This is a genomic window from Mycobacterium sp. 1081908.1 (assembly GCF_001673535.1).
In the GTDB taxonomy this organism is placed as follows: Bacteria; Actinomycetota; Actinomycetes; order Mycobacteriales; family Mycobacteriaceae; genus Mycobacterium.
The window spans coordinates 129624-144609 of sequence record NZ_LZLY01000014.1; the positions used below are offsets into that span (position 1 = coordinate 129624).

Consider the following 14986-nt stretch of genomic DNA (forward strand, 5'->3'; position numbering starts at 1 on the left):
CGTTAGGGAATGAGGCTCTGAATGTCCTTGACGTTGCTCGCGAGCGCCGAAACGATGGTCAGGAATTCGACCCCGCCCGCCACTGTCCCCAACCCGACGTCGGCGGCGATCGGATAACCGATCGCGTTGATGAGGTTGCCCTGCCCGAGCTGACTCAGGAAAAGCTCGGTGTCGTAGAAGGGCAGCTCGGTGGCGAGGGAGTAGCCGATGTCGGCCGTCGGAAGCGCGACGGCGTAATCGGTCGTCACGATCTTGTTGACGGTGTCGAAGACCCGTTGCGGCGACGGGAAGTTGGCCATCGTCGTCGTCGGGTCCGGCGGCGAAGTCGGCAGGGCGAACTGCGGCACGACGGGGGGCTGCGACGCGATCTGCTGCAGGTCGACCGAGAAGTCGTGGATTCCCTGCTGGGTTCCGTTCGCCAGCGCGTTGAACACGGTGGCGGGGTTGGCATCCGGGAACAAGCCGAACGGCGTCGGCAAGTCCGCGGGGCTGGTCGAGTACCCGAGGGTGGGATCGGGACCGTAGCCCAGGTTGACCAACACCTTCATGTCGGGCTGGATCAGGTCGACCAACGGCTTGCCGATGACCGGTATGGCATTCAGCGGCTTCAGCAGCGGCAGGTCCGCCGTGGGAATCATGTAGTAGGTGGTATTTCCGGCGTAGCCCGGGGACGTCGGCAATTGAATCGCGTTGTTCACCTGCGTCGTCGACAGATCCAGATATGTGGTGTGCACGAACACGATTCCCGCGACCGCGTTCAGGTCCGAAACGATATTGATCGGATAGCGCGGGAAGTCGGCGAACCCGTCGTATTCCAGCGTGTAGTTGGCGACGTGGTAGGGCGTGTTCGCGTTCATCGCCGGATAGAAGTCGAGACCCAGGGCGGGCAGGGAGAGATTCGGGAACCGCGACAACATGCCGCCGTTGGGGTTGACCTCGTTGCCGGTCAGCACGAAGTTGAGCATGTTGACGGGGGGAGGGTTCGCACCGAACAGAGAGGTGCCGTTGGCGAGGTTCTGCATCTCCAGCGAGGAGATGATGGCGCTCTGCGAAATGCCGAAAACGGTTACCGATTGCCCCTGATTGTGGATCGTGTCGTACAGGGTGTTGTCGAGAATCGTCACGCCCTCGGACACCGACTGATTCAGGGGCAGGCTTTTGACACCGGTCAGCGGGTACAACTGCTCGGGCGTGAAAAGCGCCTCCAGGGTGTTCAACGAGCGGACGTAGAGGTTGTTGGCCCGGCTGACGAATGACGGCGACGGGATGGGGGTTCCGGTGCCGCCGATGAATATCGACACCAGGTTCGCCGGGAACGGGGGAATCGTGGCGGCGGGCACCGGCGCGGCGGGCGCAGCCGCTCCCAGCCCGAGGGTGCCGGCGATGGCGGCCTCCGTTTCCGCGTACGCGATTCCGGCGGACGCCAGCGTCTGCTGGAACTGGCTGTGGTACGCCTCCAACCGCGCGACGACGGCCTGATACTCCTGGCCGAACGCGCCGAACACGTCGGCGATGGCCGCCGACACCTCGTCGCCGGCCGCCGCCGCCAGGCCCGACGTCGGGGCCGCCGCGGCGGCGGTGGCGGTGCTGAATGCCGAGCCGATTCCCTCGATTTCCGCCGCGACCGACGCCATCATCTGCGGCTCGGCAATCACATACGTCATCGGCCCCATCCCTTCCCGACAAAAGGCGCGACTCGACCGCTGCAGGCGGACCCCGTCAGCCTAGGGCGATCTCCCGGTCCTGTCCGGCGTTTGCGCCGACGGCGCGCGGCTCAGCCGAGCAGTTGGGTGCGCAGCCGATCAAGGTCGGCCTCGGTGATGCCCGCGTCGCTCAGATAGCCGCCGAGCGAACCGAATTCGGCGTCGATCGTCTGGCGGGCGGCGGCCAGGTATTCCGGGCGCACACCGAGGACGCCGTCGGACAGCCGGGCTTCGGTGAAGGTCACCACCTCCGGCGTCAGTTCGGTGTCCCCGCGCTGCTGGATCATTTCGTAGATGTGCGTCCGAAGCTCGGGCACCGCGTCGTTGCTGCGCAAGAAGTCGGCGACGATGGCGTCGCGATCGACGCCGACCGCCTCCAGCACCGTCGCGATGACGAAGCCGGTGCGGTCCTTGCCCGCGAAGCAGTGGGTGAGCACCGGGCGCCCGGCGGCCAGCAGGGTGACGACGCGGTGCACCGCGCGCTGCGCCCCGTTGCGCGTCGGGAATTGGCGGTACTCGTCGGTCATGAAGCGCACGGCGGTCTCGTTCACCGACTCCTCGGAACCGTCGGATTCGCCCCGCAACAGCCGCTGGAAGGCCTCCTCGTGCGGCGCGGCGGCGTCGGTCTGCCCGTCGTCGGGTTGGTCGGACAGGTCGGGAACCGGCAGCAGGTGGATCTCGACGGCGTCGGGAACCAGGCCCGGGCCGCGCCGGGCCACCTCGCGCGCGGCGCGCAGGTCGGCGACGTCGGTGATGCCCAGCCGGCGCAGCGTCGCCCGGCCGTCGTCGTTTAGGCGGCTCAGCTCGCCGGACCGGAACACCCGGCCGGGCCGCAGCGCGTCGATGCCGTCCGCGACGTCACGAAAGTTCCACGCGCCGGAAAGTTCTCGCACGGCTTCAGTCATGCCGGGTAACCGCCGCGGCGAGCGCGGATTGCTCCCCGCCGATCTCGTAGCGCGCGATGGTCCGCATGTGCACCTCGTCGGGTCCGTCGAACAGGCGCATGGCGCGATGCCAGCCGTACGACCGGGCCAGCACGGTGTCCTCGCTGACGCCGGCGGCGCCGTGCACCTGAATGGCGCGGTCGATCACGTTGCACGCCACCTGCGGGGCGACCGCCTTGATCTGCGACACCAGCAGATGCGCGGCCTTGTTGCCGTGCTGGTCGATCGTCCACGCCGCCTTCTCGCACAGCAGCCGGGCCTGGTCGATTTCGTTGCGGGACTTGGCAATTGCCTCCCGCACCACGCCCTGCTCGGCAAGCGGACGGCCGAATGCCACCCGGTTGCGCGCGCGGTCGGCCATCAGGGCCAGGGCGCGTTCGGCGCCGCCCAGCGCCCGCATGCAGTGGTGGATGCGGCCCGGTCCCAGGCGCGCCTGCGCGATCGCGAAGCCGGCCCCCTCCTCGCCGAGCAGGTTCGTCACCGGCACCCGGACGTTGTCGTAGATGATCTCGCAGTGGCCGGGCTGGTCCTGGTAACCGAAGACCGTAGTCGAGCGGACGACGGTCACACCCGGCGTATCGATCGGCACCAGCACCATCGACTGCTGCTGGTGGCTGGCCGCGTCGGGGTTGGTGCGGCCCATCACGATCAGGATCTTGCAGCGCGGGTCGGCCGCCCCGGAGGTCCACCACTTGCGGCCGTTGATGACGTAGTCGGCGCCGTCGCGCTCGATGGACGTTTCGATGTTGCGGGCGTCGCTGCTGGCGACCGCGGGCTCGGTCATCGAGAAGGCGCTGCGGATCTCGCCGGCCAGCAAGGGCTCCAGCCACTGCTTGCGCTGCTCCTCGGTGGCGAACAGGTGCAGGGTCTCCATGTTGCCGGTGTCGGGCGCCGCGCAATTGAGTGACTCGGGCGCGATCTCCAGGCTCCAGCCGGTCAGCTCGGCCAGCGGGGCGTATTCCAGGTTGGTCAAGCCCGACTCGGCCGGCAGGAACAGGTTCCACAGGCCCTGCTGTTTGGCCTTGGTTTTCAGTTCCTCGATGACGGGCGGGACGGTGTGGTCATTGGGGCCGGCCTCGTGACGGTATTTGTCGTATTCGGCCTCGGCCGGGAAGACGTACTCGATCATGAAGTCGGACAATCGCTTGTGGTAGTCGATGGCTTTGGCCGACATCGCGAAGTCCATGACCGTCACGATAGGACACGCGTCATGACGCGTCATCGGACAGTCTCGTTGCCGCTCCCGCCGCGACACTTACGCCACGCACACGACACGCCCCGGCGAGTGTGCGTGGCTTCAATCTCGGCGCAGTGTCGGCGTGCTCGGCGGTGCACGATGGACGCCATGACCGACGTCGAATCCCGCCCCCCGTTCCCGCCGTTCACCCTCGAGACGGCGCTGCAGAAGGTCCAGGCCGCCGAGGACGCGTGGAACACCCGCGACCCCGAGCGCGTCAGCCTGGCGTACACGCCCGACTCGCGCTGGCGCAATCGCGGCGAGCACATCGTGGGCAGGGAGGAAATAGTCGCCTTCCTGACCCGCAAGTGGGAGCGCGAACTCGACTACTCGCTGCGTAAGAGCCTGTGGGACTTCCACGACAACCGCATCGCCGTGCGGTTCCAGTACGAGTGCCACGACCGCACCGGCCAGTGGTATCGCAGCTACGGCAACGAGCTGTGGGAGTTCACCCCGTCGGGGCTGATGGCGCGCCGCGAGGCCAGCATCAACGACGTGCCGATCGAGGAGTCGGAGCGCCGCTACTTCGGGCCTCGGCCCACATCGGAACACGGCCAAGATATTGCGCTCTGGTGACGGCGGTTAGGGTGTCTGCGGCAAGCCAAAGACATAAGGAAAGTAGATGTACGCGCCATGACAGATGCGCAGACGACGGTGGGGGTGGTCGCCGAGTCCGGGACCGACGAGCGGCGCGTCGCGTTGGTGCCGAAGGCGGTCGCGTCGCTGGTCAGTAGCGGTTTGGCGGTGGTGGTCGAGTCCGGTGCGGGCGAAGGCGCGCTGCTGCCCGACGGCCTGTACACCGAGGCCGGGGCCAGCATTGGCGACGCCTGGGCGGCCGACGTCGTCGTCAAGGTCGCGCCCCCGACGGCCGACGAGGTCGGCCGGTTGCACAGCGGACAGACGTTGATCGGATTTCTGGCGCCGCGCAACGCCGACAACGCGATCGATGCGCTGAAGCAGGCCGGTGTGCAGGCGTTCGCGCTGGAGGCGATCCCCCGCATCTCGCGGGCCCAGGTGATGGACGCCCTGTCGTCGCAGGCCAACGTGGCCGGCTACAAGGCCGTCCTGCTCGCGGCCTCGGAATCCACGCGGTTCTTCCCGATGCTTACCACCGCGGCGGGAACCGTGAAGCCCGCCACCGTGCTGGTGCTCGGCGTCGGGGTGGCCGGGCTGCAGGCGCTGGCGACGGCCAAGCGGCTGGGCGCGCGCACCACCGGCTACGACGTGCGTCCGGAGGTGGCCGACCAGGTCCGCTCGGTGGGGGCGCAGTGGCTCGACATCGGGATCGACGCGGCCGGTGAGGGCGGCTACGCGCGTGAGCTCACCGACGAGGAGCGCGCCCAGCAGCAGAAGGCGCTGGAGGAGGCGATCGCCGGGTTCGACGTGGTGATCACCACCGCGCTGGTGCCCGGCCGCCCAGCGCCGCGCCTGGTCACCGCAGCGGCGGTGGAAGCGATGAAACCCGGCAGCGTGATCGTCGACCTCGCCGGTGAGACCGGCGGCAACTGCGAACTGACCGACCCGGGCCGCACCGTGGTCAAGCACGATGTCACCATCGCGTCGCCGCTGAACCTGCCCGCGACCATGCCCGAGCACGCCAGCGAGCTGTACAGCAAGAACATCACGGCGTTGCTCGACCTGCTGATCAAGGACGGCAAGCTGGCGCCGGACTTCGACGACGAGGTCATCGCGGATTCGTGCGTGACTCGAGAGGACTCCTAGATGTACGACGAACTCTTGGCCAACCTCGCGATCCTGGTGCTGTCCGGATTCGTCGGGTTCGCGGTGATCTCGAAGGTGCCCAACACGCTGCACACGCCGCTGATGTCGGGCACCAACGCGATCCACGGGATCGTGGTGCTCGGCGCGCTGGTGGTGTTCGGGGAGGTTGAGCACCCGTCGCTCGCGGTGCAGATCATCCTGTTCGTCGCGGTGGTGTTCGGCACGCTCAACGTCATCGGCGGCTTCATCGTCACCGACCGGATGCTGGGGATGTTCAAGGGCAAGAAGAAGCCCGTGCCCGCGAAAGTGGACGAGGCCGCCAAATGAACTACCTGGTGACCGTCCTCTACATCATCTCGTTCTCGCTGTTCATCTATGGGCTGATGGGCCTGACCGGGCCCAAGACCGCGGTGCGCGGCAACCTGATCGCCGCGGTGGGCATGGCCCTGGCGGTGACGGCGACGCTCATCAAGATCCGGCACACCGACCAGTGGGTGCTGATCATCCTCGGGCTGGTTGTGGGCGTCGTGCTCGGCGTCCCGCCGGCTCGCTACACCAAGATGACCGCCATGCCGCAGCTGGTGGCGTTCTTCAACGGGGTCGGCGGCGGCACGGTCGCCCTCATCGCGCTCTCGGAATTCATTGAAACAAACGGCTTTTCGGCCTTCCAGCACGGCGAGTCGCCGACCGTGCACATCGTGGTCGCGTCGTTGTTCGCCGCGATCATCGGGTCGATCTCGTTCTGGGGCTCGATCATCGCGTTCGGCAAGCTGCAGGAGATCATCTCCGGATCGCCGATCGGCTTCGGGAGGGCCCAGCAGCCGATCAACCTGCTGCTGCTGGCCGGCGCGGTGGCCGCCGCGGTCGTGATCGGCCTGGGCGCGCATCCGGGAACGGGTGGGGTGGCGCTGTGGTGGATGATCGGCCTGCTGGCCGCGGCCGGCGTGCTCGGCCTGATGGTGGTGCTGCCCATCGGCGGCGCCGACATGCCGGTGGTCATCTCCCTGCTGAACGCCATGACCGGGCTGTCCGCCGCCGCGGCCGGTCTGGCGCTGAACAACACCGCGATGATCGTCGCGGGCATGATCGTCGGCGCCTCGGGTTCGATCCTGACCAATCTGATGGCCAAGGCGATGAACCGCTCCATCCCCGCGATCGTCGCGGGCGGCTTCGGCGGCGGCGGGGTGGCGCCCAGCGGCGACGGCGGCGGCGACAAGCACGTCAAGTCCACCTCGGCCGCCGACGCGGCCATCCAGATGGCCTACGCCAACCAGGTGATCGTGGTGCCGGGTTACGGCCTGGCCGTGGCGCAGGCCCAGCACGCCGTCAAGGACATGGCCTCGCTGCTCGAGGACAAGGGCGTCGCGGTGAAGTACGCGATCCACCCGGTCGCCGGCCGCATGCCCGGGCACATGAACGTGCTCCTGGCCGAGGCCGAGGTGGACTACGACGCCATGAAGGACATGGACGACATCAACGACGAGTTCGCGCGCACCGACGTCGCGATCGTCATCGGCGCCAACGACGTCACCAACCCGGCGGCCCGCAACGAACAGTCGAGCCCGATCTACGGCATGCCGATCCTCAACGTGGACAAGGCCAAGTCGGTGATTGTGCTGAAGCGGTCGATGAACTCGGGGTTCGCGGGCATCGACAACCCGCTGTTCTACGCCGACGGGACGACGATGCTGTTCGGGGACGCGAAGAAATCGGTGACCGAGGTCGCCGAGGAGCTAAAGGCGCTCTAGACGGGCGGGTAGGCCGGCGGCGGGTAGCCGTTGCCGTCGACGACGCCGCGCAGGCCCCACGGGACGTACTTAAAGAAGAACTCGATCTCGTCGCTCATGTCATAGTCCGGACTCGGATCCATGTCCCCACCTCTCGACTCGCGACCAGTTCGACACACCATCGTAGTCGCAGAGGCGCCGGTGCGACAGGCGGCGGTGGCCTTAAACTGTCCAACCAGTTGATTGATACTTTGCCTTATCCGGGCCTCAGCGTGGCCCGCCGGCCGTGACGATAGAGAGTACGAATGCCATCCGAGAACGGGCTGACCCGCCGCGAGGAGTTGCTGGCCGTTGCCACCAAGCTGTTCGCCGCGCGCGGCTACCACGGCACCCGGATGGACGACGTCGCCGACGTGATCGGGCTGAACAAGGCGACCGTCTACCACTACTACGCCAGCAAGTCGCTGATCCTCTTCGACATCTACCGCCAGGCCGCCGAGGGCACACTGGCCGCCGTGCACGACGATCCGTCCTGGACGGCCCGCGAGGCGCTCTACCAATACACCGTCCGCCTGCTGACCGGGATCGCGGCCAATCCCGAGCGGGCCGCCGTGTACTTCCAGGAGCAGCCCTACATCACCGAGTGGTTCACCTCCGAGCAGGTCGCCGAGGTCCGGGAGAAGGAGGCCCAGGTCTACGAGCACGTGCACGGGCTCATCGACCGCGGGATCGCCAGCGGCGAGTTCTACCAATGCGACTCGCACGTGGTGGCGCTGGGGTACATCGGGATGACGCTGGGCAGCTACCGGTGGCTGCGGCCGAGCGGGCGGCGCACCGCCAAGGAGATCGCCGCCGAGTTCAGCACGGCGCTGTTGCGGGGCCTGATCCGCGACGAGTCGATCAGGCAGCATTCCCCGCTCGGCCCGTAGCCGTCAGCCGAAATTGGGCGGCGGGATCAGATGCAGCACGTTGCCGGTCGCGCCGCTCAACAGGGACAGCAGCGTCGTGCTGGACTGGCCGAACGAGATGTTCAGGCCCGGGTTGATAGATGGAACCCACGGGTAGGTGTCCGGGAAGTACGACGGCGACAGCAGTCCGGCCTCCACGCCGATCTCGACCGCGGCGCCGTACGGACCCTGCACCGCGCCCAAGGCGAGGTCGGGAATGACCGTGAACGGGTTCGGTAGGTCGAACAGCCCGGCCGGGGTCGGGATGTTCGCGTAGTTGGCGCCCGGCCCGTAGTCGCCGTAACCCAGGTCGACGAGCACGCGCAGATCCGGCTGGAAGATGTCGGCGATCGGCGGACCGGCGTAGGGGATGGCGCGGATCGGCTCCAGCAGCGGCAGGTTCTGGGTCATGAACATGTAGTAGTCGGTATTTCCGCCGTTCGTCGGCAACGGAACGGCGGTGCCCACCTGGGTTGCCGTCAGGAGAGGGTACTGGCCGTGGACGAAGAAATAGCCCATGAACGCATTGAGGTCGGAGACGAGATTCAGCGGGTATTGCGGGGCGTCGGCGATGCCGTCGTATTGGTACGTGTAAACGCTGGTGTGCCAGGGGGATTGCGGTGTCGCGCCATTGAACGCCACGTCCAGGAACGGGATGTAGAAGCCGGGGAAACGCTCGAGGATGCCGCCGACGGGGTTGTTGGGATCGCCGATCAGCACGAAAGACAACTGGTTGGCGGGGATGGGTGAGCCGGCCGCCAAAAGCGCATTGATCTCGTTGGTGGCGATGGTGGCGCTTTGTGAATAGCCGAAAACCACGGCGCTGTTTCCCTGCGTGATTACCCCGGTGGGGCCCACGAGTGCGTTGTTCAGCAACGTGACGCCCTTGGCCACGGATTGGCCGAACGTCATGTTGCCGAGTTGGGGCGTTACCGGCCAGAACTGCTCGGGCGTGAAAAGTCCCTGCGGGATGGCCGTCGGGAAGGCGGGCTTGATGTACGAGTTGAAGACGCTGGTCACATATTTGGGGTCCGGTTGTGGGTTGTTTGTGCCGCCCATGATCAACGCGAATAAGGGGTCGCCCCCGGACGCCAACTGCACCACCGACAGCGGGGTACTACCCGTGGACGTCCCGGAGAGAACGGCCGCGTTGGTGGCCTCGGCCTGCGCGTAGGCGGCCGCCGCGGCCCCCAGGGCCTGGGTGAATTGGCTATGAAAACTCGCGGCCTGCCCGAGCAGCGCCTGATATTCCCGGCCATACGCGCCGAATAAGTTCGCGATCGCCGCCGACACCTCGTCCGCGGCCGCCGCCAGCAAACCGGTTGTCCGTGCCGCGGCGTTCGTGCCGGCCGCATCGATCGTCGATCCGATGCTTTGCACATCGGCGGCCGCCGACGCCAAGGTCTCAGGGACAGTAATTAGATCCGACATCTCCCCGTCCTTTCCCCACCGACGCCATCCCGGCCCAACGGGAGTTATCCGCAACCGTGGGTATTAGGTATTGACCGAGGGTAAATCTGTCCCGCCAGTAAGTTCGGCGTTTCGCGCAAGTTCTAAGCGTTCACACGTTTCAGGTGCCGGTCGAGAAAGGCGAGTTGATCCGCGACGACGCGCTCGAAGGCCTCGCCGACATAGATATCGAAATGCCCCTCGGGATACATTCGGACCTCGCCGCGCGGCGCCTTCGCGGCGTAGCGCAACGTCGGGACCGGGGGAGCCACCGAGTCGGCCTCGCAGACGCAGAACAGGATCGGGCACGCGACCTTCGCGGCCAGCCGGCCCGGCCGGTAGGCGATGACCTTGAACGCGAACCGGGCGGCGACCTCGTTGGGCACCGTCTGGCCCTCGGCCACCAGCCTGAGATAGCCGGGATACACGTCGGGCGCGTTCATCAAGGCGACCTCACCCGGCTTGCCCGCCGCGGGAATCATCACCGGCGGCCTGCCGAGCCGGGCCGCGACGACGTCGCGCACGGCCAGGGCGCCGACGTGCCCGAAGATCGCGGGGCTCAGCGTGCGAACGGAAGCGACGCCGTCGGTAAACGGGCATTGGGCCACGGCGGCCCTGATGCCCGGCACCCGGGCCGCCGTCGCGATCACGTGTCCGCCGCCAAACGAGGTGCCCCACACGCCGATTCGATCGTGATCGATGCCTTCGAGGGTCCTGGCGTGGGCGACCGCGGCCGCCCAGTCCGCGAGCTGCATGCCGATGTCGAGCAGTTGTCGCGGCCGGCCTTCGCTGTCGCCGAAGTTGCGGTAGTCGAATACCAGGCAGGCGTAGCCGGCGGCGCTGAAGCGTTCGGCATAGGCGTCCAGTCGCATGGTGCGCACCGCGCCCAGGCCGTGCGCCATCACCAGCAGCGGCGCGGCGCCACCGCGCTCCGGCCGGTAGAGCCATGCGCTGATCCGGTCGTCACCGGATCGGAATTGGACGTCCTGACGTTGCGTCATCAGCGTTTCCATTCTGCCCCGGCCCGGTAGGCGTCGCAGAAGTTGTGGACTACTGTCTAGAAACGTTTCGAGCGTTCGAGGGACGGAGACTCTCATGGCCATCCGCGTCGCGCACGTCGGCACCGGAAATGTCGGAGGGCTGGCCCTGGCCGAACTGATCACCAATCCTCAGTTCGAGCTGACGGGCGTGTGTGTGTCCACGCCGGAGAAGGTGGGCAAGGACGCCGGGCAGCTGTGCGGCGTCGGCCTGGATGCCGGCACCGTGACGGGTGTGGCCGCCGTTTCAGACCTCGACGCCATCCTGGCGGCCAAGCCCGAGTGCGTCGTCTACTGTGCCATGGGCGATACCCGGCTGCCCGACGCGATGGCCGACGTCATGCGCATCCTGGCCGCCGGGATCAACGTCGTCGGATCGTCACCCGGGTTGCTGCAGTACCCGTGGGGCGTCATGCCCGACAAATACATCGCTCGCGTGGAAGACGCTGCACAGCAAGGGAATTCGAGCATCTTCATCAGCGGCGTGGATCCGGGATTCGCCAACGATCTGATACCGTTCGCGCTCGCCGGGACCTGCCAGCGAATCGAGCAGGTGCGCTGCATGGAGATTCACGACTATGCGAGCTACAACGGCGTCGAGGTGATGGACTACATGGGGTTCGCCAAGCCCCTGGACGAGATTCCGATGCTGTTGCAACCGGGCATCCTCAGCATCGCGTGGGGGACGGCGATCCGTCAGCTGGCCGCCGGCCTCGGCATCGAGGTCGACGAGATCACCGAGTCCTACCAGCGGGAGCCGGCGCCCGAGGACTTCGACATCGCTGTCGGGCACGTGGCCAAGGGCACGCTGGCCGTGCTGCAGTTCGAGATCCGCGGCATGGTCAAGGGCCACCCCGCCATCGTCATCGAGCACGTCACCCGGCTGCGTCCGGACCTGCGGCCCGACCTGCCGCAGCCCGCTTCGGGCGACGGCTCGTATCGTGTCGAGATCACCGGCGAGCCTTCCTACGCGGTGGACATCGTTCCGAGCAGCCGCAAGGGCGACCACAACCACGCCGCGATCGCGGGAGCCGCCGGCCGCATCGTCAACGCAATCCCGGCGGTGGTCGCCGCGCCGCCCGGGATCAGAACGACGCTGGATCTGCCGCTGGTGACGGGTAATGGTCTCTATGCGCCAAAAGACTTGGTAGTTCAGTAAATTCGAAAGGACTGTTTAATGGGACGGGTTGACGGCAAGGTAGCGCTGATCAGTGGCGCCGCGGGCGGCATGGGCGCCGAACATGCGCGCCTGCTGGTCGAGGAAGGCGCCAAGGTCGTTATCGGCGACATCCTGGACGACCAGGGCAAGGCGCTGGCCGACGAGATCGGTGACTCCGCGCGCTACGTCCACCTCGACGTCACCCAGCCCGACCAGTGGGACGCCGCGGTCGCGACCGCCGTCGGTGAATTCGGCAAGCTGAACGTGCTGGTCAACAACGCGGGAACCGTTGCGCTGGGGCCGTTGAAGGACTTCAAGCTGGACAAGTGGCAGAAGGTGATCGACGTCAACCTCACCGGCACCTTCCTGGGCATGCGGGCGGCCGTCGAGCCGATGACCGCGGCCGGGGGCGGCTCCATCATCAACGTCTCGTCGATCGAGGGCCTGCGCGGCGCGCCGATGGTGCACCCGTACGTCGCGTCCAAGTGGGCAGTGCGCGGGCTGGCCAAGTCGGCGGCGCTGGAGTTGGCGCCGTTGAACATCCGGGTGAATTCGATCCACCCCGGTTTCATCCGCACCCCGATGACCGCGCACCTGCCCGAAGACATGGTCACCATCCCGCTGGGCCGTCCGGGCGAAGTGCGCGAGGTTGCGACGTTCGTGCTATTCCTGGCCAGCGACGAGTCGTCTTACTCCACGGGCAGCGAGTTCGTCATGGACGGTGGCCTGGTGACCGACGTGAACCACAAAGAGTTCTAGGTGCTATAACCGCGAGCATGCTGCGCGGGCTTGCTGACGTCGTCGGATCCAAGCATGTCGTCACCGACCCCGACGTGCTGGCCGGCCGCAGCGTCGATCACACCGGGCGCTATCGGGGGCGGGCCAGCGCGCTGGTGCGGCCGGGTACGGCCGAGGAGGTCGCCGGCGCGCTGCGGGTGTGCCGCGACGCGGGGGCGCACGTGACGGTGCAGGGCGGCCGGACCTCGCTGGTGGCCGGGACCGTGCCCGAGCACGACGACGTGCTGCTGTCGACCGAACGGCTTTGCGCGCTCGGCGACGTGGACACCGTCGAGCGCCGCGTCTCGGTCGGCGCAGGGGCCGCCCTGGCCGTCGTCCAAAATGCCGCTGCCGCAGCGGGTTTGGTGTTCGGGGTGGACCTGGCGGCCCGCGACACCGCCACCGTCGGCGGCATGGCCTCGACGAACGCCGGCGGCTTGCGCACCGTGCGCTATGGCAACATGGGCGAGCAGGTCGTCGGCCTGCAGGTGGCGCTGCCCGACGGTGCGCTGCTGCGCCGCCACAGCGAGGTGCGCCGCGACAACACCGGCTACGACCTGCCGGCGCTGTTCGTCGGCGCCGAGGGCACCCTCGGCGTGATCACTGCGCTGGAGCTGCGGTTGCACCCCACACCGTCGCATCGGGTGACGGCGGTCTGCGGGTTCGCCGAACTGGAGGCGCTGGTCGAGGCCGGCCGCACGTTTCGCGACGTGGACGGGATCGCGGCGCTGGAGCTGATCGACGGCCGGGCCGCGGCACTGACCTCCGAACACCTCGGTGTCGGCGCGCCCGTGCAAGGCGACTGGCTGCTGCTGGTGGAGCTGGCCGCCGACCACGACCAGACGGATCGGCTCGCCGACTTGTTGGAGGGCGCGCGGCTGGCCGGCGAGCCCGCGGTCGGCGTGGATGCCGCTGCGCAGCAACGGTTGTGGCGTGTCCGTGAATCGCTCGCCGACGTGCTCGGCATTTACGGGCCCCCGCTGAAATTCGACGTGTCCTTGCCGCTGTCGGCCATCGGCGAATTCGCAAGGCAGGCGGTCGATTTGGTAGGCGCGCATGCTCCCGACGCCCTGCCCGTGCTGTTCGGCCACATCGGCGAGGGCAACCTGCACCTCAACGTGCTGCGTTGCCCGCCCGAGCGTGAGCGGGCGCTCTATGCGCCGATGATGGACCTCATCGCGCGGTGCGGGGGCAACGTCAGTTCCGAGCACGGCGTCGGCAGCCGCAAGCGCCCGTACCTGGGCATGTCGCGGGAGCCCGCCGACATCGCCGCGATGCGCGCGGTCAAGGCCGCCCTCGACCCGACCGGGTACCTCAACGCGGCCGTGCTGTTCGACTGATCCTCATCGCGCCATACGCTGGCATTCATGGCATCCCGAATCTTCGACACGCCCATCGCCGGAATCATCAACAATGTCTTTGACGGCCTGATCGACACACCCATCGTCGGGCCATTGGTACGGCGCGGGTTGATCAAAATTCGCTATGTCGGCAGGCGTTCGGGTAAGACGATCCAGACCCCGGTCGGGTACCGCCGCTCCGGCGACGGCATCGTCATCAACGTCATGTCGCCCGATAGCAAGACATGGTGGCGAAACTTCCTCGGCGAGGGCGGGCCGATCACACTGCTCAACTTCGACGGCGCCGACCGCACCGGACACGCGCTCGCCAGCCGCGACGAGAAGGGCGGCGTCAAGGTCGTGGTGCGGCTCGACTGATCAGGAGCCGCCCTTGATCCCGACCGCGTGGCGCAGTTGCTCCAGGAATTGGTCGGCATCGTCGCTTCGGACGATGTAGTGCGAGATCGCGATCCTGATGACCGTCGCGGCCCGCACCGCGGCGTTGGGCCCGGAGAGGTGGCGTTGCAGGCCGTCGCGCATCTGCGGGATGACGCCGCCGAACTGGGCGATGGTGTGCTCGGGTTCGACGTCGACCATGCGCACCCCGGAGTACGAGTGCTGGTAGTCGACGATGAATCGCAGCACGGCGTCGAGCTTGTCGGCTCCCTTCAGCCCGGCGGTGGCCTTGACCAGACCGCTCTCGAAGGACTGCCGCTCGTAGTGCGAAAAGGCCGACAGCAACTCCTCTTTCGAGGCGAACCAGCGGTACAGCGTGGGGCGCGAGACTCCCGCCTGGGCGGCCACCTCGGACAGGCTGAGCTTGGTCTTGCCGTTGCGGCCGAGCACCTCGGCGGTCGCGTCGAGGATGCGCTGACGTGTCGACGTGTCGATCTCCGCCGCTGCGGCCGGCTGGCTCATAACTGAAACTTTACGAAGTATCGCGA

16 protein-coding genes are annotated in these 14986 nt (G+C 67.4%); 9 read left to right on the forward strand and 7 right to left on the reverse strand.

Features of this window, described 5'->3' with window-relative positions; translation table 11 throughout:
* Positions 1-2 precede the first annotated feature (2 nt).
* From A5655_RS02305 to A5655_RS02315, 3 genes are all read right to left on the reverse strand, one after another.
* Positions 3-1664: a PE-PPE domain-containing protein gene (locus A5655_RS02305; RefSeq protein WP_067005303.1), complete on the reverse strand. Its 1662-nt coding sequence runs from the start codon at positions 1662-1664 to the stop codon at positions 3-5.
* A gap of 110 nt (positions 1665-1774) precedes the next feature.
* Positions 1775-2608, reverse strand: coding sequence for a tyrosine-protein phosphatase (locus A5655_RS02310; protein ID WP_067005115.1), 834 nt, complete (start codon positions 2606-2608; stop codon positions 1775-1777).
* Positions 2601-3821, reverse strand: a complete 1221-nt coding sequence (locus tag A5655_RS02315; protein ID WP_067005305.1) for an acyl-CoA dehydrogenase family protein — start codon at positions 3819-3821, stop codon at positions 2601-2603. Before A5655_RS02315 ends, A5655_RS02310 begins: the two co-directional genes overlap by 8 nt.
* Positions 3822-3983: 162 nt before the next feature.
* Between A5655_RS02315 and A5655_RS02320 the strand changes: the two genes are divergently transcribed.
* Genes A5655_RS02320 through A5655_RS02335 form a run of 4 tightly spaced genes read left to right on the forward strand, consistent with a single transcriptional unit; the run spans position 3984 to position 7354 of the window.
* A complete protein-coding gene (locus tag A5655_RS02320) occupies positions 3984-4460 on the forward strand; it encodes a DUF1348 family protein (protein ID WP_369807142.1) in 477 nt (158 codons plus the stop codon).
* A gap of 57 nt (positions 4461-4517) precedes the next feature.
* On the forward strand, positions 4518-5606 hold the full coding sequence (locus A5655_RS02325; RefSeq protein WP_067005117.1) for a Re/Si-specific NAD(P)(+) transhydrogenase subunit alpha: 1089 nt from the start codon (positions 4518-4520) through the stop codon (positions 5604-5606).
* Positions 5607-5933 carry an NAD(P) transhydrogenase subunit alpha gene (locus A5655_RS02330; protein WP_067005120.1) on the forward strand — a complete coding sequence of 109 codons (327 nt, stop codon included), beginning with the start codon at positions 5607-5609 and terminating at the stop codon, positions 5931-5933.
* On the forward strand, positions 5930-7354 hold the full coding sequence (locus tag A5655_RS02335) for an NAD(P)(+) transhydrogenase (Re/Si-specific) subunit beta (protein ID WP_067005122.1): 1425 nt from the start codon (positions 5930-5932) through the stop codon (positions 7352-7354). The genes A5655_RS02330 and A5655_RS02335 overlap by 4 nt, the downstream gene beginning before the upstream one ends.
* On the opposite strand, the gene A5655_RS27665 is transcribed toward A5655_RS02335, so the two are convergent.
* Positions 7351-7476, reverse strand: a complete 126-nt coding sequence (locus A5655_RS27665; RefSeq protein WP_108637325.1) for a hypothetical protein — start codon at positions 7474-7476, stop codon at positions 7351-7353. The genes A5655_RS02335 and A5655_RS27665 overlap by 4 nt on opposite strands.
* A 162-nt stretch (positions 7477-7638) precedes the next feature.
* On the opposite strand from A5655_RS27665, the gene A5655_RS02340 reads away from it, so the two are divergent.
* Positions 7639-8262 (forward strand): TetR/AcrR family transcriptional regulator, encoded by a 624-nt coding sequence (locus A5655_RS02340; protein WP_067005124.1) that lies wholly within the window; start codon positions 7639-7641, stop codon positions 8260-8262.
* Positions 8263-8265: 3 nt separating this feature from the next.
* Here A5655_RS02340 and A5655_RS02345 read toward each other — a convergent pair whose 3' ends face one another.
* Positions 8266-9711, reverse strand: coding sequence for a PE-PPE domain-containing protein (locus A5655_RS02345; RefSeq protein WP_067005126.1), 1446 nt, complete (start codon positions 9709-9711; stop codon positions 8266-8268).
* Between the two features lie 122 nt (positions 9712-9833).
* Positions 9834-10730, reverse strand: coding sequence for an alpha/beta hydrolase (locus A5655_RS02350; RefSeq protein ID WP_067005309.1), 897 nt, complete (start codon positions 10728-10730; stop codon positions 9834-9836).
* A gap of 94 nt (positions 10731-10824) precedes the next feature.
* On the opposite strand from A5655_RS02350, the gene A5655_RS02355 reads away from it, so the two are divergent.
* The 4 genes from A5655_RS02355 to A5655_RS02370 are packed head-to-tail and all read left to right on the forward strand — an operon-like array spanning position 10825 to position 14420.
* On the forward strand, positions 10825-11925 hold the full coding sequence (locus A5655_RS02355) for a diacylglycerol kinase (RefSeq protein WP_067005128.1): 1101 nt from the start codon (positions 10825-10827) through the stop codon (positions 11923-11925).
* 18 nt (positions 11926-11943) lie between these two features.
* Positions 11944-12684, forward strand: a complete 741-nt coding sequence (locus A5655_RS02360; protein ID WP_067005130.1) for a glucose 1-dehydrogenase — start codon at positions 11944-11946, stop codon at positions 12682-12684.
* 17 nt (positions 12685-12701) lie between these two features.
* Positions 12702-14042 (forward strand): FAD-binding oxidoreductase, encoded by a 1341-nt coding sequence (locus tag A5655_RS02365; protein ID WP_067005132.1) that lies wholly within the window; start codon positions 12702-12704, stop codon positions 14040-14042.
* Positions 14043-14069: 27 nt separating this feature from the next.
* On the forward strand, positions 14070-14420 hold the full coding sequence (locus A5655_RS02370) for a hypothetical protein (RefSeq protein WP_067005134.1): 351 nt from the start codon (positions 14070-14072) through the stop codon (positions 14418-14420).
* Here A5655_RS02370 and A5655_RS02375 read toward each other — a convergent pair whose 3' ends face one another.
* A complete protein-coding gene (locus A5655_RS02375; protein ID WP_067005136.1) occupies positions 14421-14960 on the reverse strand; it encodes a TetR/AcrR family transcriptional regulator in 540 nt (179 codons plus the stop codon).
* Positions 14961-14986 lie beyond the last annotated feature (26 nt).